15 protein-coding genes, 1 tRNA gene and 1 pseudogene are annotated in these 18916 nt (G+C 31.7%); 10 read left to right on the forward strand and 7 right to left on the reverse strand.

Annotation, left to right across the window (positions count from 1 at the left end):
- Positions 1 to 105: 105 nt before the first annotated feature.
- The 6 genes from B2U95_RS00275 (at position 106) to B2U95_RS00300 (ending at position 4289) form a co-directional block, all read left to right on the forward strand.
- Complete coding sequence (locus tag B2U95_RS00275; protein WP_296311117.1) at positions 106 to 1293, forward strand: response regulator; 1188 nt, start codon at positions 106 to 108, stop codon at positions 1291 to 1293.
- A 20-nt stretch (positions 1294 to 1313) separates the two neighbouring features.
- Positions 1314 to 1805 carry a glycosyltransferase gene (locus B2U95_RS00280; RefSeq protein ID WP_296311119.1) on the forward strand — a complete coding sequence of 164 codons (492 nt, stop codon included), beginning with the start codon at positions 1314 to 1316 and terminating at the stop codon, positions 1803 to 1805.
- 17 nt (positions 1806 to 1822) lie between these two features.
- Positions 1823 to 2800 (forward strand): type I phosphomannose isomerase catalytic subunit, encoded by a 978-nt coding sequence (locus B2U95_RS00285; protein ID WP_296311122.1) that lies wholly within the window; start codon positions 1823 to 1825, stop codon positions 2798 to 2800.
- 59 nt (positions 2801 to 2859) lie between these two features.
- Positions 2860 to 3435 (forward strand): PhnA domain-containing protein, encoded by a 576-nt coding sequence (locus B2U95_RS00290; protein ID WP_296311125.1) that lies wholly within the window; start codon positions 2860 to 2862, stop codon positions 3433 to 3435.
- Positions 3436 to 3523: 88 nt separating this feature from the next.
- Complete coding sequence (locus B2U95_RS00295) at positions 3524 to 3781, forward strand: DUF1272 domain-containing protein (protein WP_296311128.1); 258 nt, start codon at positions 3524 to 3526, stop codon at positions 3779 to 3781.
- A 217-nt stretch (positions 3782 to 3998) separates the two neighbouring features.
- On the forward strand, positions 3999 to 4289 hold the full coding sequence (locus B2U95_RS00300) for a hypothetical protein (RefSeq protein WP_296311130.1): 291 nt from the start codon (positions 3999 to 4001) through the stop codon (positions 4287 to 4289).
- Between the two features lie 86 nt (positions 4290 to 4375).
- Here the strand turns inward: B2U95_RS00300 and B2U95_RS00305 are convergent, their stop codons facing one another.
- From B2U95_RS00305 to B2U95_RS00320, 4 genes are all read right to left on the reverse strand, one after another.
- Positions 4376 to 4846, reverse strand: a complete 471-nt coding sequence (locus B2U95_RS00305; protein WP_296311133.1) for a DUF4440 domain-containing protein — start codon at positions 4844 to 4846, stop codon at positions 4376 to 4378.
- Positions 4847 to 4993: 147 nt separating this feature from the next.
- The gene (locus B2U95_RS00310) at positions 4994 to 6094 is read right to left on the reverse strand and encodes a DUF4407 domain-containing protein (RefSeq protein ID WP_296311136.1); all 1101 of its coding nucleotides are present in this window, start codon (positions 6092 to 6094) and stop codon (positions 4994 to 4996) included.
- 127 nt (positions 6095 to 6221) lie between these two features.
- A complete protein-coding gene (locus tag B2U95_RS00315; protein ID WP_296311139.1) occupies positions 6222 to 9695 on the reverse strand; it encodes a M56 family metallopeptidase in 3474 nt (1157 codons plus the stop codon).
- Between the two features lie 2 nt (positions 9696 to 9697).
- Positions 9698 to 10063 (reverse strand): BlaI/MecI/CopY family transcriptional regulator, encoded by a 366-nt coding sequence (locus B2U95_RS00320; RefSeq protein WP_296311141.1) that lies wholly within the window; start codon positions 10061 to 10063, stop codon positions 9698 to 9700.
- A gap of 120 nt (positions 10064 to 10183) precedes the next feature.
- Here B2U95_RS00320 and B2U95_RS00325 point away from each other — a divergent pair, with 120 nt between their 5' ends.
- Positions 10184 to 11569, forward strand: coding sequence for a M28 family peptidase (locus B2U95_RS00325; RefSeq protein WP_296311144.1), 1386 nt, complete (start codon positions 10184 to 10186; stop codon positions 11567 to 11569).
- Position 11570: 1 nt separating this feature from the next.
- Here B2U95_RS00325 and B2U95_RS00330 read toward each other — a convergent pair whose 3' ends face one another.
- Positions 11571 to 12959 (reverse strand): dipeptidase, encoded by a 1389-nt coding sequence (locus B2U95_RS00330; RefSeq protein ID WP_296311147.1) that lies wholly within the window; start codon positions 12957 to 12959, stop codon positions 11571 to 11573.
- 119 nt (positions 12960 to 13078) lie between these two features.
- On the opposite strand from B2U95_RS00330, the gene B2U95_RS00335 reads away from it, so the two are divergent.
- A tRNA-Leu gene (locus B2U95_RS00335) sits at positions 13079 to 13160 on the forward strand.
- 67 nt (positions 13161 to 13227) lie between these two features.
- Here the strand turns inward: B2U95_RS00335 and B2U95_RS16240 are convergent.
- A pseudogene (locus B2U95_RS16240) lies at positions 13228 to 13437 on the reverse strand (DUF4174 domain-containing protein); the annotation flags it as partial.
- Between the two features lie 186 nt (positions 13438 to 13623).
- Here B2U95_RS16240 and B2U95_RS00340 point away from each other — a divergent pair.
- On the forward strand, positions 13624 to 15996 hold the full coding sequence (locus tag B2U95_RS00340; protein ID WP_296311149.1) for a GAF domain-containing protein: 2373 nt from the start codon (positions 13624 to 13626) through the stop codon (positions 15994 to 15996).
- On the opposite strand, the gene B2U95_RS00345 is transcribed toward B2U95_RS00340, so the two are convergent.
- On the reverse strand, positions 15986 to 17215 hold the full coding sequence (locus B2U95_RS00345) for a Pycsar system effector family protein (RefSeq protein WP_296311153.1): 1230 nt from the start codon (positions 17213 to 17215) through the stop codon (positions 15986 to 15988). The genes B2U95_RS00340 and B2U95_RS00345 overlap by 11 nt on opposite strands.
- 125 nt (positions 17216 to 17340) lie before the next feature.
- Between B2U95_RS00345 and B2U95_RS00350 the strand changes: the two genes are divergently transcribed.
- A complete protein-coding gene (locus B2U95_RS00350; protein WP_296311155.1) occupies positions 17341 to 18903 on the forward strand; it encodes a protein adenylyltransferase SelO in 1563 nt (520 codons plus the stop codon).
- Positions 18904 to 18916 lie beyond the last annotated feature (13 nt).

Here is an 18916-nt window from a genome sequence, read left to right on the forward strand (position 1 = left end):
CCTACCATTCGTCTACACTTACTATTGGCTTCAGCTAAATTTAAATTTCAAAGATGTCATCTCTTGTACTTTTAACCTGTAAACAACCAATTAAAAACAATTATTATGAAGGTTTTAGCGATAGACGATCAACAACTTGTATTACTTCCATTACAAAAGCGATTAACAGAACTTGGTTACGAAGTGAAAATTGAAACGGATGCAGCAAAAGGATTGGATTTATATGATTCTTTTATTCCAGATCTAGTTGTCGTTGATATTAATATGCCTCAAGTTTCTGGTTTAGATGTGGTTAAGTATATAAGAACAACTAAGAATTCACAAACACCAATAATGATTTTGTCTGGTAATATTCAAGACGATACAATAACAAAAGCTTTTGATTTAGGAATTAATGATTATATGAAAAAGCCATTAAGTCTTAACGAAATTTGTGCTAGAGTAAAACGATTAATAGGATTGCCACAAGTTCAAAATGCTGTAAAAAGTAATTCTCATATCATGATTCAACAGCGCTGTGTTGGTGTTGTAATTCCATGCTATAACGAAGAGGAACGTTTGTTAAGTGATAAGTTCTTGACCTATATCGATAAAAACTCGGGTTACTATTTATGTTTTGTAAATGACGGCAGTAAGGATAAGACTTTAGAAGTGCTTCACGAATTACAAAAGGGAAGAGAAGATTTTATCACTGTATATGACTGTGAGAAAAATGGTGGAAAAGCAGAGGCTGTGCGTTTAGGAATGCTCTATATGGCAAAGAAAGAAGATTTAGATTATATCGGATTCTTAGATGCTGATTTGTCAACTGATTTAGCAGATTTTGATGATTTAGTGAAAACTATTGAAACTTCGGAATTTAAAATTGTTAGTGGGTCACGTATTGCAAGAATGGGAGCAAACATAACAAAAGAGTCTGCAAGAAAGATTATTAGTTTAACTATCAATTTTATTATTCGCAAGATCTTGTCTATGGATTTTAAAGACACGCAGTGTGGTGCAAAAATCTTTCATAAAGATGTCATCAATATCGCGTTTAAAGAAAAATTTGTAACGCAGTGGGTTTTTGATGTTGAGGTTTTCAAAAGAATGTCGATTTATTTTGGACTAAAAAAGGCAAAAGCAATGCTTTGTGAAAAACCTTTAAAACGATGGATTCATGCAGAGGGTTCTAAATTATCTATTAAGGATTCAGTAAAAATTGTTGGACAATTAGGACAGATTGCTTGGGTCTATAGATTAAAGAAGATAAGGTATAAAGCTGCTTTAACAAATGTATTAAATGTTGCATAATTAGCATAAAAGAGAGTAAGATGAAGATAGGAATTATAATCATATTCAATAATAATGAAGCACAATTCGAAAAGTGTTTTTTTATAGAACAGATCAACGCATTCAAAACAATAGAACTTTGTTTAGTTGATAATAATAGTAAAGACAAAACATTACAGTTATTAAAAGATGTAAAAGAAGCTTGCTCTTCTCAGGTATCAATTGTAGAGATCAAAAAACACAGTTCCGAAGATGCAGCAAAAAGAGCAGGAGCAAGATATCTATTTAGTCAATTTAACTTAAGACACATTGGGTTTATTAATGTAAACGCTAGTCATATCAAAGGTGAACATCTAAATACCTTAATTGAAGATGTGTGTAAAAATCAAGAATTTATTATAAATTTTAATATCGAAACTATTAAAGGGCAAGAAGTTAAGCAAACCCTTTTTAAAAATATTTTTTCAGTAGTTGACTATTTAAAGAGTATAAAAACACATACTAATTTTAATAATCTAAACCCAAGCGTTTAGTATATAAATAAAACACAATGGAGGCATATCCAATAAAATTTAGACCAATACTTAAAGAGAAAATTTGGGGAGGCGAAAAGCTTTCTGAAATTTTAAATAAAACATCAAATAGTAAAAATGTCGGTGAGAGCTGGGAAATTTCTGGAGTAAAAGATAATATCTCAATTGCTTCAAATGGATTATATAAAGGACAGTCTTTAAATGATTTTTTAGGAAAAGATAACATTGCAACATTCGGAGAGAATTTCCCATTACTTATGAAATTTTTAGATGCTAAATCTAATCTATCTGTACAAGTACATCCAGATGATGAGATGGCAAGTGCAAATCATAATTCTTTTGGTAAAACAGAAATGTGGTATATAATGGATAGTGATGAAGATGCAGAAATCGTATTAGGATTAAAAAATAATGATATTGATAAAAATGTGTTAAGTGATATAAATGCCTCTAATGTAGACGCTATCTTTAATATAGAAAAAATAAAAAGTGGTGATAGCTATTTTATTCCTGCTGGGAAGATACATGCTATTGGTGCTGGTGTTTTAGCTGCCGAAATTCAACAAACTAGCGATATTACATATCGCGTTTATGATTGGGGTAGAACAGACGACAATGGTGATCAAAGAGAATTACATACAAGTTTAGCACAAAAAGCAACAAAAGTATTCGCTTCAAATGGTAAAAGCAATTATAAATTAGAGGACGACAAAACCAGCAACCTAGTAGATTGCGATTTTTTTACAACAAATATATTTGAAGTCAAAGGGCCTCAAAAAAGAGATTATAAGAACTTAGATTCATTTGTAATTTTTATGTGTGTAGAAGGTATGGCAGAGATCACCATTAATAATCATACAGAGTTTGTGTGTATAGGCGAGACTGTTTTAGTCCCTGCAAATAGTGAAGATGTTATTTTTAATTCTCAAGGCTCTAAATTACTAGAGGTATTTATTGATTCTAAAGATTCTAACTATAAAAAATCAGCATCATAGTTTTTGTTTTAACTGATTAACAAAACCCTATTGTTATATTTGCTTATACAATCAATTATATGAGTTTAGAAAGAGAATTACAACAACGCAGTAGCTCAAAATGTGAGCTATGCACAAGCGAAGAAAAACTAGCTTCTTACACTGTGCCAGATATTAAAGAAAATGGTTTAAAAACTGTTCTATCTGCCTGCCATGTATGTACTGAGCAGATGGGCGATTCTGATAAGATTGAAGCAAATCATTGGCGTTGTCTTAATGATAGTATGTGGAGTGAACACGATGCTGTAAAAATTATGGCTTGGAGAATGCTAAACAGAATTAAGGACGATTGGACGCAAGACCTATTAGGTATGATGTATTTAGAAGAAGATACCTTAGAACTAGCCAAAGCTTCTGGTGATGGTGAAGTTGAAGAAGATAAAGTTATTCATCGCGATGTTAATGGTGTAATTTTAAATAATGGGGATTCTGTAGTTTTAATAAAAGATTTAAAAGTGAAAGGTTCTAGTATGGTGGCCAAACAAGGCGTCGCTGTTAGAAATATTAGACTAGATAGGGATAATGCAGAATTTATTGAAGGTAAAGTAGGACCAACGCTAACTGTAATTATTACTAAGTACGTAAAAAAGTTATAGTTTACGCCAGCTCGATTATTATGGTTTTTATCGGGAATGTATTGAGAACATATAAAACTCAAGAAGTTGTTTTTTAAAATAAGTACATATGCTAGAGATAAGACCAACATATGAAAACTGCAACAAAGCTTTGCCTTACGATTCTAAAGAGGCTATGATTTGCACATTTGAATGTACCTATTGTAAAGATTGTGTAACACTATTAAAAGAAGTCTGTCCCAATTGTGGTGGTGGTTTTGAAAAGCGACCAATTAGACCTAAAAACTTATTAGAAAAGCATTCTGTTTCTAAAACCCTTATACATAAGACTGTAGGTGTTGGGATACATCTACAAAAACTTAAATAAGCTTCTTTTTTCTTACAATACAGTCTTGTAATAATGTGTTGTTTATCGAAAAAACAAACAAACCTTTTCTAATTAACTAGTCAAAATTGTCATTTATCGATTTTATAATGCACTAACCTATCTTAAGTTAGATATTGCAGTATCCCTCTAATTAATAGCACCCAATTTACTGAATTAATAGCCCTAGATTTTTACTAATGCTTTAACACTATTTATTATGGATTTACAAATTTCAAACTACAACAACCAATTCCAATTAAAGGGAACACTAAACAAGTTAAACTTAAAAACGTTTAATTCCTATTTCTCTAATATCTTTGACAAGTTAGATGATATCTTAATCAATATTGAAAGTATTGAGAGTATAGATAGAGCAGGTGTAATGGCTTTAGCCAGACTGCATAACGAGTCTATTACAAAATCAAAGCGCTTATCTATTATAGGATTAGGTTGTAAAGAATTATACGATCATTTTAAAACTCAAGAGCAAACTACAGTAGCTGCTTAAGACATCATAAAAAAATAAAATAAGGTATTTCTAACTGCATTTATGGTGATAGATGAATGTTTTTAGATGTACCTTTTTTATTATTCTTAGCAAGACATGTCTGCTATAATTTTCCATTTTCCCTTTATCTTTTTAAAGATAATAATGAAGACTCCGTCAGCATTACCAACGTCACGTTTTAGATGATATTCACCCATTACCCAATAGTTATCTCCTTCAATATTAGAAATATCATTGATTACAAAATTTAGAGTCCCACTTTCTGCTTTTGTAGGGTAGCCTTTCTTGTAATTATTTAATGTGTTTTGCCAACCTTTAGTAAGACCGTTACTACCGTAAAATTTTAGCAAATCACTTTTCCAATAGCCTTGCATAAAACCTTCTAAGTCGTGTTTATTCCATGCTATTTCTTGTGCTTCCATAACTAACCTAATTCCGGCTTCAGCTTCAGCAATATTTGTTGAGGTTTGCGTTGTGGTTTCATTAGTTACATCTGCCCTTACACTGATACAACTCACAAATAGTAAGGCAAATACGATGGTATAAATAAATCTCATAGGTTTGAATTTTAATTTCAACCTAAAAGTAATAAACCTTTTCGAAATCAGTATCTAGAATTGTGCTAAATACTATCTATACATTTTTCAGTTTTCTATTAAAACTGGAAACCACTCGAACTGAGGGATAGTTCCAAATTCAAAAGTCTAAAGCACACTCTTTTGTTTTTTCAAAAATGCATCTGCTTGGTTTTGCATTAATTCGCGAGCCTTTTTTCGTTTATAGTTCATTACTTCTTCTTCGTCTGCAATTTCATTATAAACTTTGTTGTTAATGGCATTATCTGTTTTTAAGAGTAATTGACGCTCGGCAACTTGTTGCATAGTCCACGTTTTAATTGTGGTTTCTTGGTCTTCTAAACGAAAATCGAATTCACCTTTTGGCGATAAGAGTTTCGCAAATATCGGAGAGGTTTCAATCGCTAAGAACAAGAGAAAAATAAAGAATGAAGGTAACCAAGGTAACTCGCCTAAAGCGGTAACACGTGCCATTAAACCATCAAAATTATCTATTATAGGTTGCGATTGCGCAACGTTTGTAGTGTAATCTCCTTGTAAAGTTGTGATTTGAGTTTCTATAGCTTCAATTTTGGCTTTATTATCAGTTTTTAATTGTTGTAATTCTGCTAAACCAGCATCGTGTTTTTCTCGTTTTTCTTTATAAACAGGGCCCTTGCCTAGAAGGTTTGTGCCTGCTGTACCTTCAGCTTCAGAAATATAAGTGTCGTATAGGGCATTAACCTTTGCTTCTTTAGTGTCTGTTTGAGATTGTAAGCCTAGAATTTCACTTTCTAATTCAGTAATTTGAGGATTAAACTGTTCAGCAATTTGGTTTTGATTGGCTAAAGTTAAATTATTCTTTTGCTCTAATAAAACTTGGTTAATTTCTTTTTCAAAAATCTTAAGTTCTAAGGGCTTAGAAATGACTACAGCAATTATAACAGCTAAGAAAAGTCTTGGAGTAGCTTGCAGAATTTCGTCTATAACATTATCTCGTTTTTTAATAGTTGAGACAATGTAACGGTCTAAATTAAAGATAAGTAAACCCCAAATTAAGCCGAAGAAGATAGCAGAATACAAATTGTCAAAAACAGTAAAAAGCGCATAGCTACCTGCAATAGTTGCCATAACAGCGGTAAAGAATACGGTTGCTCCAATACCAGCATATTTGTTTTGTTCACCTATAGAACACGCGTTTAAAATATCTGTATCTGCTCCCGAACAAAGGATGAAGAATTGTTTTAACATGATTGATTTGATTTTGATTGATTGCCTATTAGAACGCTAAAACATAGGTTTTGTTACACTTTTAAACGAAAAAAGCCCTAGAAAGTTTTTAAAAACCTAATAGGGCTCAATAGAAATATTGTGTTTTTTAATTTTTACTACTTTTTGGTGGAGGTGGAGGTGGTTGGAGTAATTTTTTGTCTTCTTCAGTCAATTCACTTATTTTTTTATATTCTTTTTTACCATTAATTATTAATATGGCGTAAGGTAAAATCGGCGGTAGTGGTCTTATAATTTTTTGTTTATCTGCTTTAGACATTCTGAAATACATACCACCTAAATCAGAGAACAAATTATTCATTTGGTCTTGTTCTATGTTAGTTTTATAAATGTAATGAGGGGCTATTTTTTTTAGTGCCTCAAGTTTATTGTGTTTTTTCTTGTATTCACTTACAATATCTAAGTTTACTTTAGTATAATTTTCGTCATAATATTGTGCTGTATTATTAATAAAAGTATAATAGTATTTTTTACCATTTATGGTAATAAACCAGTTATCATGAAATCCAATTATTTTCGATTTAATAAACGAAGGTAAATTGTCTAAATTCTCGGATATTTTCACAACGTATTTACCGTCAGCATCTTTTTGAGTAAATATTTGAGTACTTTTTCCTTTATTGCTTTTTGCAATAGTTTTCGCCTCTTCTGCACTTATTTTTTTATATTCCATATAGAAGGAAGCACCTTTCTGTTCCATTTCTATTATGTACTCTAAAAAGGATGGGTTGGTATTACTTTGGGCTTTTTGAGATTTTAGTGGTGTTACAACAAACGTTGGGATGTTACTTCTTGTGTTTGGCTCATTAAATACTTCAGTATATACAGTTTGTAATTCGTCAGTACTCATCTTTTCTTCCTTTCGATTAGAAAATGATAATGTCAAACTTCCATCAGAATTATTAATGGTTTTAATTGAAGCTTCTGGATTAGAATTAACAAAGGTATAAACTTTTTCTAAAGAAGTAGATTGTCCTTCAATTTTATAACTAGCCTCTTTTTTCAGAGACTCAGCTGCTCTTAGAATTACCATTCTAGAGCTTAGTTGCTTTTTTTGCTCTTCGTTTAAACTTGAATTAACATTGGCGATATTTGTTCTATTATCGTCTTTGTTTGTAAATATATATCTTAGAGAATCATTTGGTTTTTGCTTAGTATAAGAGGATAAATTTGGCCCACCTTTTTGTTTGGTTTTATTTGGCATTTCTGGTGGTGGAGGAAAACTTGGCCATACTTCTGCATTTTGCTTTTGTGAAGCAGTCATAGCATTATAAATAGCTTTGTATCTATTTACGTCTTTTAGCTTTACAATTGGGTGCCAATTAGCATCATTAGTAGCTTTGACTTTTGCCATTGCAGTATTAATTTTCTTAGCCCAAGTATTGTATTCGGCTATTTGTTGTTTGGTTGCTTTTTCTCGAATAGCAGGCGCAGGTGGTGGTGGAAATGTCGCTATTTCTTCTGCGGTTAATTCGTTTCGTTTTTTATAATAAGTTTTACCGTTTAGAGTTATTTGCACATAAGGTTTAATAGGAGAAATAGGGCGCTTTACTTTGGCTTTATTTTCTCTAGACATTCTAAAATAGATACCTCCTAATTCAGAAAATAAAGCATCCATTTCCTTTTGTTGTTCTTTTGACTTATAAATGTAATGTGGTTGTTCTTTTCTCAAAGATTCATATCTTTCATATAATTCTTTATAATTATTATACTGGTATCTATTTACGTTTTCTACTGTGTCATAAACTGTAGTTTGGTTAGGTGAAACACTTATGGAAGTAATATTTTCCCCAATTGCTAAATGAATTTTATTTATTTCTTGTACACTAATTGATTTTTCAGAAATTAAATTTAGACTTGATTTTTCAGTTTTAATTAAAGCGTTAAAATCTTCTTTGATACTTTCAATTGAGGTTTTTTTATTATTAATCCACCAAGTTCCATCTTCTTTAATATTTAAGGTTGGGGTATTATTAATTATATCCAATTCTTTTTTAGTCGGAGGACATCCAGGAGGGAATTTAATACTATGTTTCTCGATATCTTCTTCAGAGAAGGTTGAGTAAATATCATGTGCCAATACAAATAGTATTTGTAGTTCTAAATTATCTTCTTGAGGTCCTTCTAGATATTTATTAATAGCATTTGTATAGTTTTGAATAGCTTTTTTATATTTATCTAAATCTGCTTCTTTATAAGTTTTTTGAAATCCTTTTTGAGTATAAAGATTAAATTGAAATGGTTGTGGGTATTTTGCACTTCGTGCATTTTCATAAACTTTAGAGCCTGTAAAATGCACGATATCGTTTACATTATATGTATTTAATTCTGAATTTTTTATAGGTTTACTATCAACCCAAATTGCAAACTTGTCACCATCTTTCCAAGATTCAAATTGAGAAGCTGTTGGTTTTTTAGCTTCAACTTTAGATAAGCTTCTTAGCGGAAATCGATGCTCAGGATATTTATCTACTGAGTTACGTTGTATTTCTGACATTAACTCATCATATATGATTTTTGCACGTTCGTATTTTTCGCCAATAATAATATTGGTGTCTTTAAACTTGGCTATAAAGTCGCGATACTCTTGCATTAATTTGTAAGAAGCACCATCTACAAATTCCATTTGTAAGGCATTAGCTTCTCTTAATTCGGCCTCAATAGCGTCAACAATATCCGAATTATCTTTTTCTACATATTCTTTTGTGCTAAAAATGAAAAAAAGAATAGCAATAATTGGCAGCAGTAGTAAACTACTGACCCAAATCCTGGTTTTTGATGTTTGTGTTTTCATAACTGTAAATCGTTTTTTGATGGATGAATAATTGATGGCACTCGACAGCTGATGCTCTTGAGCGTTTGATGAAAATTGTAATAATATATTTTGATAATTTTTAGTGTCTATGCCTTTGCTTAAAACAGCCTCGTCTGCTAAAAACTCATGATTTAGTTTTATGTGATGCTTAAGCATATAAATTAGCGGATGAAACCAAAACACAATTTGAAGCAATTCAACAATAATAATATCTAGGCTGTGTAATTGCTTGGCATGGGTTTCTTCGTGCAACTGTACTTCTTTAGGTATAGCGTTAGATTCATATATCGATTTATTAAAAAATAGATATTTAAAAAACGAATGCGGAATGCGATAGTCTTTTAATAACACATATATAAATGAGTCTTTAACGACGTTCTCATTATTAGAAATACGACGATACATATTTGTTAGATTCTTTATAAATCGGAGACTAAATAGTAAGGCTCCTAAACCGTAAACAAACCAAAGAACTGTTTCTAAATTCCAAAACGGAGGTTCCTCTATCGGAGTTTCTATAAAAGAAGGTTCTATAGGAATAAATAGTGGAGAGATTTCAAAATCTGTAGTTACAATAGGTTCTACATAATGCGTTATGGTTAAAAGCGGTATTATTAAGGCTGCAGCAAAAGCACCTAAAAGATAGAAGCGTTTAATATGATGCATTTTTTGGCGTTCTAAAATAAGCACATATACCAACCAAAATATGGCTAAACAAGCAGAGAATTTAAATAAATACGTCTCCATAATTATTTGTTTTTAATTTCTTTATCGATAATAGCTTTTAAAGCTTCTAATTCTACCTTTGTCAAATCCGTTTTACGTGTAAAAAAGGAGGCAAACTGAGAAGCACTATCATTAAAAAAAGTTTTAATGAGTCCGTTAACATGCTTAGAGAAGTAATCGTCTTTTTTTACCAAAGGGAAGTATTCTCTAGATTTGCCATAAGTTTTATAATCTACAAAGCCTTTACCAATCATACGCTTAAGTAGTGTCGCGACTGTTGTTGTTGCTGGTTTTGGTTCTGGATAGATATCTAATAGATCTTTCATAAAAGCTTTTTCGAGCTTCCAGAGGTGTTGCATTAGTTGTTCTTCGGTTTTTGAAAGTTGCATGCTCTACGTTTTTAGAATTAACTCTACAAATGTAGAGTAATAAAATGATGATTCAAAATTAAAACTGAAAATCATGTAAATGATTATATTTGTTTAAGTTGAAAAAGGAAATCCCAGGTTATGAAAAAAAAGTTCTACTTCGTATTGTTTTTACTGTGTGTTAATTTATCATTTTCGCAGTCAATACAAGATATAATCGATCAGGTCAGTAACGCTAATTTACAGTTAAGTGTTACTGAAATTTCGGGTGAGCAACCAGCAATGATTAACGGTGCTATGCAAACCATTACAAACCGAGTGCAGAGTAATAATGATCTAGCAGCGAGTTATATTCAGGAACGCTTACAAGCTTTATCAAATCTTTCGGTAACTATTCAAGATTTTAATACAAACGGTAAGAATGTTTTAGCAACACAATTAGGGCAGACCAATCCGGAAGATATTTATTTAGTCTGTGCACATTACGATTCCGTAACTACATTTTGCGCAGATGATAACGCCACAGGTGTATCTGCTGTTTTGGAAATTGCACGAATTTTATCCACCCAATGTTTAGATAAAACCGTAGTCTATGCGCTTTGGGACGAAGAAGAAATAGGCTTATTAGGCGCTAATTTTTATGCACAACAAGCTGCGGATACAAGCAATGGAAATACAAGAGATAATATTCTAGGTGTTATAAATATGGATATGATTGGTTTTGATGGTGATGCGCCAGGTACAGCAGGCGACAATCAGTTTGATATTGATGTAAGACCAATCGCTAATTCTTTAGAAATTAAAGATGATTTATTAGATATATTGAATACGTATACGTTTGATTTAAATCCAATAGTTGTAAACCCTGGAACCAATGCTAGTGACCACGCACGTTTTTGGAATCAAGGCTATTCTGCCGTTTTGGTAGGGGAATCTTGGGAAACTAATGACCAAACTCCAGATTATCATACGTCTAATGATAGAGCAGAGGACATAGATTTTCAATATATGACAGAGATTACCAAACTCGTAACCGCTTATATGGTTACTAAAGCTGGTTTGGTAAATTTAGATAATATGGTTTCTGTAACTGCTACACAATTAATAGCTAATGAAACATCTTCTGCATACCAATGGATAGATTGCGATACGGATTTACCAATTGTAGGTGAAACCAGTCAAACATTTACAGCAATTACAGACGGTAATTATGCTGTAACAGTTAGTAATGGTACATGTGATGAAATAAGTAATTGTGTTGCTTTTAGTATATTATCTACAGACGAATTCTTAGTGTCTGAAATTCAAGTATATCCTAATCCAGTAGTTTCAATTCTAAAGGTAGAAAACGCAACACTACAAGATTTGACTATTACAATAAATGATGTTTCAGGTAAATTAATAAATACCACAGATTCTAATAAAGCATACACAGAAATCAATCTTGAAAATAATACTACAGGTATTTACTTTGTAACGATTACTTCAAAATTAAAATCTGCGACTTTCAAAATTGTAAAGGAATAGTTTACTTTTTTAGTTCCGTAAAATACTTATAAAACCAAGGAATGGTTTCGATACCTTTTAGGTAATTCCATATTCCAAAATGTTCGTTTGGAGAGTGAATTGCATCACTATCTAAACCAAAGCCCATTAAAATAGTTTTGCTTTTTAGTTCTTTTTCAAAAAGAGATACAATAGGAATGCTTCCGCCACTACGTTGTGGTATTGGTGTTTTTCCAAAGGTTTGCTTATAAGCTTTTGAAGCCGCTTTATAACCAATACTATCTATTGGAGTTACATAGCCTTGACCTCCATGATGTGGTGTTACTTTTACTTTTACTCCTTTGGGAGCAATGCTTTCAAAATGTGTTTTAAATAATTCAGTAATGTCCTCCCAATCTTGGTTTGGTACTAAGCGCATAGATATTTTAGCATAAGCTTTGCTAGCAATCACTGTTTTTGCGCCTTCACCAGTGTAACCTCCCCAAATTCCGTTAACGTCTAATGTTGGTCGTATAGAATTACGCTCATTCGTTGTATAGCCTTCCTCACCATAAACTGCATCGATATCTAAAGCTTTTTTATAAGCATCTAGAGAGAATGGTGCTTTTGCCATTTCTGCGCGTTCTGCATCAGATAGATTTTCAACCTTATCGTAAAATCCAGGTACTGTAATATGATTATTTTCATCGTGAAGTGATGCAATCATTTTGGTTAACACATTAATAGGATTTGCAACTGCTCCTCCATATAAACCAGAATGTAAATCGCGATTAGGACCAGTAACTTCAACTTCAACATAGCTAAGACCTCTTAAACCAGTGGTAATAGATGGCACATCTGGTGCAATCATACCCGTATCAGAAATTAGAATAACATCGTTGGTGAGTTTTTCTCTATTTGAAGCAACATATTTCGCAAGGTTAATACTACCAACTTCTTCTTCACCTTCAATCATAAACTTTACGTTACAAGGCAATTCATTATTAGCTGTCATGTATTCCATTGCTTTTACATGCATGTACATTTGTCCTTTATCATCACATGCTCCACGCGCAAAAATGGCACCTTCGGGATGCAATTCTGTTTTTTGAATAACAGGTTCAAAAGGTGGTGAATTCCATAAATCTAAAGGATCTGGTGGTTGCACATCATAATGCCCATAAACTAAAATAGTTGGTAAATTTTTATCAATTATTTTTTCACCGTATACAATTGGGAATCCTTCAGTTTCGCAAATTTCAACATGGTCGCAACCTGCTTTTTCTAGGCTTGTTTTAATAACATCTGCTGTTTTTAATACGTCTGCTTTATAAGCGGAATCTGCACTAATTGAAGGGATTTTTAATAAATCTATAAGTTCGTTAAGGAACCTGTCTTTGTTGTCGTTTACGTAAGATTGTACGGTTTTCATATAATGAATTCTGTTTTACACAAAAATAAGAATTTAAGAACGATTATATTCTTAAATAAATCCTATTTGAATATAGAAACTATTGTTTATATTTGCATCCCATTATTTAATGGGAAATTGCAGGCGTGGTGGAATTGGTAGACACGCTAGACTTAGGATCTAGTGCTTTACGGTGTGAGAGTTCGAGTCTCTCCGCCTGTACTTTGTTAAAAGCTTCTTGGAAACAAGAGGCTTTTTTATTTTTATGATGCCTTATCTCAGAACGACGCATTGGCTTCTTATCTATTTTAGAAAAGAGTTTTTCAGCCGTTAAAATTGAATTTTGTTCAACCTTAATACCACCACCTAACCCAATTAATAAAACCTTAAACTCAACTTGGTCTGAATTGTAACTGTTATAAAAATCAAAGTCTTTTGTCCAAGACTTATTTTCTGAATTTTCAATCTTATATTTATAAGGAAGTACTTTATAAACTATTAATTTTCAAGTTTTAAAATCGTCACTTTCAAAGTTAAATTCTTTTAGTTTATGTTCATTGAAGTGGTAGATTACCAGAAAAGGATTTGTTTTTTAAGTTATACTTAACAAAAATTTAGTAAGGATATCAGTTATTTGCTGACTAAACCAATTATTTAGTAACTTTACTAATATAAAAATTACGTTTTGGATATTAACGACAACATAGAATCACCTCTTATACTTAAGGTTAGCTTCAATAAATTGTTAAATCAGTATGAAGATTTAATCAAAGCAGACAATGATTTTATTGCAACCAATGCGAGACGTGTGCTCAAGATTGCAGAACAGAACCCAGTCTTAAGAGACGGATTTAGTGATTTAGCTGTGTTCAAGACCTATGGGAAAGAAATTGAAGGCATTCTTCAGGATTCGTTTAGTCCTATTTTAACTAAAAACGAAATAAAGACGGCTTCGGTGCCTTTTCATAATCTTATTTTTAATTCTTCAGAACGTTTTAAGTCCATTTTAAAAACAGCAGGTGAGGATTTTGAGTTACAAATAAAAAACATGCCTACAGACCAAAGGTATATCATTGCTTGTACGATTATTTTGAACGCTTGTTACGGTTATAATCTTAATTTTAAACGACCTTTTTTTTACGAAATCCCTGATTCAGAAGGTGTAATGCGTTATTACAAGATTCTATATAATGCAGATTTCACTGAAATTGTTCCAAAGGAAAATGCTCCTAAAATCACTATAGAAGATTACGAAGATTTATTAGATAATTTTGATAATATAGACTTATGGAAAGAGAAGTTTCCATTAAATAGTTATGAATTTAAAGGCTTTGTAATTTCGAATATTTTTGATGTTACGGATGACCAATCGATTTCAAATGTCAAATCAACTTTAATTGGTGAAGATAGGCGCAAGGATGAAAGTTTCATGGAAGACTTTCACGAGATATTCCGCTCCTTATTAGGTTTAAAGGATATTAGAGTTGGTTTTTCTATTTATAATGAAGAAGAAGATAGTTTTGAACGCGTTTATGACGTTGGAATAGATAGTTATTTACTAAATAAAAACACGAGCCTTAAATGCTCTGAAGCTATCTGCAGTATGTCTTATAAGGCTTTACTAAAAGATAAAAAGTTTTATACAGTTTCAGATGTAGATAAATTTTTTAAGCTATCAAAAGGGAAAGCACCTCAGTATAAAACACTAAAAGATCAAGGCATTAAAAGTGCAATTTTAGCACCTATCGCAAATGAAGATGGTTTAATGGGTATTCTTGAAATTGTTTCTGATAAACCCAAGGTTTTAAATAGTATCAATGCGAATAAATTAGTCGATGTTATGCCTTTTATTGTATCTGCTGTAGAACAGTCTAAAAATGATGAAGCGAATTTAATTGACGCTATTATTCAAAAAGAATGTACATCAATACATCCAAGTGTACATTGGGTTTTTGAAAAGGAAGCTAAAAATTTCATAAAAGATCAATTAAACGGAAAAGAACCAAGTTTTAATAAGATTGCCTTTGAAAATATATATCCACTCTATGGACAAATAGATATAAAAGGATCATCTGATGCTAGGAATTGGGCAACTCAACAAGATTTATCATTACAGTTAAATAGTATTAAATCCATTATTGAGGAGGCATTTCAAATTGAAAACTTGCCAATTTATGAGCAATATTTGTATCAAATAAACGACTTTTTAGAAGCCTTAAATACCCATTTTCAAGTTGACAGTGAGCAGCAAATCGCCGCATTTATAAAACAAGATATCAGTCCTGTTTTAGAACATTTATTATCAATTAAAAGCTTAAAGCCACAATTAGAGTCCTACTTTAATAGTATAGATGATAAAGTTGATGTTTTATATAACCATAGAAAAAACTATGATAATACCATTGCATTAATCAATAAAGAAATGGCTGCGCTTTTAGATAAAAAGCAAGAAGAGGCACAAGCAATGTATCCTCATTATTTTGAGCGGTTTAAAACAGACGGTGTAGAGCACAATATGTACATTGGCGAATCCATTACTAAAGAAGATAATTTTAACCCTATTTATCTTTATAATTTAAGGTTATGGCAATTGCAAGTAATGTGCGAAATGGAAAATGCCTTCTATTTAATGCAATCTAGCTTTCCGGTAAAATTGGATGTAGCTTCAATGATTTTAGTGTTTAATCAATCTTTGTCTATTAGTTTTAGAATGGATGAAAAACATTTTGATGTTGATGGCACTTATAATGCACGGTACGAAATTGTAAAAAAACGTGTTGATAAAGCTTATATAAAAGGAACTACTGAACGGGTCACCCAAAAAGGAAAAATAAGTATTATCTATTCACAGAAACAAGACGAAATTGAATATTTAAGATATGTGAAATTTTTACAGTCTAAAAAATATCTAGATGATGATGTAGAGATTGTTGAGCTTCAAGATTTACAGGCAGTCACAGGATTAAAGGCTATTCGTGCAAGCGTATTGTACCATAAAGAGAAAGATGATAAAGCTTTTTATACCTACGAGGATTTAATGAAAGAAATTAAAGCTTAATCGATAGCATAGCTTTTACTGGTGTTTCTAAACCAGAAAATTGAAATGCAACACCAAAAGCAATAACACTTACAATAATCCCTACAGCAAAAACAGTATAAGTAAGTCGTAGTATATTATACTTTCTATTCAAAACTAAACCTAAGAAGTACAAGTCTTTTGTAAGTGAACTGTAGAGATAATCTTTGTCTTGCATCATTTCTTTCATGGCCCATTCAAACTCATCAAGTTTCATTTTATGAAAGTTTCCAAAAAATAAAAGATTTACTTTTTTATTGGCTACATCTTCTTTTGTGAATTTTCCGCCAGTTACATTTGGTCTTGTTGCTAAAACGGATAAAATAATTGAAACTACAGTTGATATAGCAAATATTGCTGTTGGCCAAATTAAATAACCATTTGAGGGATTATCGAGTTTAGAAACTAAATTAGATAATACTAATGATATAATAATAGCATTCACCGATAGTAAAATATTTGCTTTTGTGTCAGCGATATCACTAAGCGTAATGTGATTTCGAAGCGCTACTCTAAACATGGTCTCTACTCCACGGTCTGGTAGGTCTAACTTTTCTTTCTTAAAGTTTAATTCTGCTTTTTTCTGCTTCAACTTTTCGGTATCATCTTTAACCTTATTCTGATTTTGTAAAAGATTAGCTAAATTTTTTCCTTTGCGACTTTCCCATTTACTCACAGCAGCATCAGAATGGAAGGTGTGATGTGTTAAAAATTCAATATTTTCTTCAAACCATTCTGTTTTAGATATCTTTCGGTTGAGCGTTAGTTCCCATTCTTTTCTCAGTAAAGCAGCATAATCATTATAGCGTTTACTAGATATATGTGCACAATCAGCATCTTTTATTAGTCCTTCTAACGTGTTTTTTGGTTCAAAGCTCATTTCAGTTGCCATAATAACTTCCGCTATAGTTTTAATGTTTGCCTCAGAAACCTCGTGAGCTTCCAAAAATTCCGAAGCAATTTTTACACTTACTTTTTCGTGTCCATCTATAGTTTTGGTAAACCCAGTGTCATGAAACCAAGCAGCAATAAGTAGCTGATATTCCTCATCCTCCTTTAAAGAACTCTCTTTAATTAATTCTTCAATTTTACTCACAACACGTTGCGTATGTGCTAAGTTATGGTATACAAACGATGCATCTAAATTATCATTTAAATAAGAGACTACATACTTTTCTGTTTCTTCTAAAATGTTCTTCATAAGATTTACTATAGCTGCTAATTTAAGAATTATTTATCAGCTATATGATTTGTGAATTAGTAACTTAGCAAATGTGGTTACATAATTATAACAGTCGTTAACCTTCAACCGCATTACTTAATAATATGCAATTAAATATAAAAGATACATTCAGTAGAGAATTACCTTCAGATTCTGTAGAGGAAAACACGAGACGTAAGGTTTTTGAAGCTACACATTCTTACGTTAGTCCCAGGTTACCTAAAAAACCGCAATTAATTCATGCGTCTAAAGAAATGGTAAATGCAATTGGTTTAGATAAAGATGCTATAAATTCTAATGATTTTTTAGAAGTATTTTCTGGGTCTAAAGTTTATCCAAAAACAAAGCCTTATGCCATGGCTTATGCAGGGCATCAGTTTGGTAATTGGGCTGGCCAACTTGGTGATGGTCGAGCAATTAATTTATTTGAAGTTGTTCATAATCAAAAACGTTGGGCGTTACAGTTAAAAGGGTCTGGTGAAACACCATATTCTAGACAAGGAGATGGTTTAGCAGTTTTAAGATCTTCGGTCAGAGAATACTTGTGTAGCGAGGCAATGTATCATTTAGGTGTGCCAACGACAAGAGCTTTAAGCTTAATGTTTTCTGGAGATGACGTTTTAAGAGATATGCTTTACGATGGTAATTCAGACTACGAAAAAGGCGCTATTGTAAGTAGAGTTGCACCAACATTTATTCGTTTTGGTAATTTTGAATTGTTTGCAGCAAGGAATGATAAGAATAACTTAAAGAAGCTTACAGATTATACTATTAAATACTTTTATCCGGAAATTGGAAAACCTTCAAAGGAAACTTACATCAAGTTTTTTAAAGCTGTTTCTGAAAGAACTTTAGAAATGATTGTGCATTGGCAACGTGTTGGTTTTGTGCATGGAGTTATGAATACCGATAATATGTCCATACTCGGTTTAACTATAGATTATGGACCATACGGATGGTTAGAAGGCTTTGACTTTGGTTGGACACCAAATACTACAGACCGTCAAAATAAAAGATACAGATTCGGAAATCAGCCAAATATTGGACTATGGAATTTATTACAATTAGCTAATTCACTCTACCTATTAGTTGAAGAAGCTGAACCTTTTGAAGCTATTTTAAATGATTATAAAACAAATTTTGAAATTAAATCGCTTCAAATGATGCGCTCAAAATTAGGATTTGAAATTGAAGATGAAAACGATGCGAAATTAATAGCGAATCTCGAAGATTGCCTTATATTATCTGAAACAGATATGACCATATTTTTTAGAGTATTAGCTAACTATAAAAAAGGTGAAGGTGGTAAAGGGTTAGAGATAATAATGGAAGCGTTTTACAAACCAGAAGAGATTAAAGATTTGATTTCTGAAAAATGGAAAGTTTGGTTTAAAACTTACGACCAAAGATTAACCAAAGAGGTATTAGTGGATAATCAAAGACTAAGTAAAATGAATTTGGTTAACCCAAAATATGTGCTTAGAAATTATATGGCACAACTAGCAATTGATAAAGCAGATAAGGGTGATAATACTTTAATTAATGAGCTCTTTGAGCTTTTAAAAAAACCATATGATGAACAACCAAAACACCAAGAATGGTTTGCTAAAAGACCAGAATGGGCTAGAAGCAAAGTCGGTTGTTCAATGTTGAGTTGTAGTTCTTAAAAATTAAAAGAAT

This window comes from Winogradskyella sp. UBA3174, assembly GCF_002364335.1.
Lineage (GTDB): Bacteria > Bacteroidota > Bacteroidia > Flavobacteriales > Flavobacteriaceae > Winogradskyella.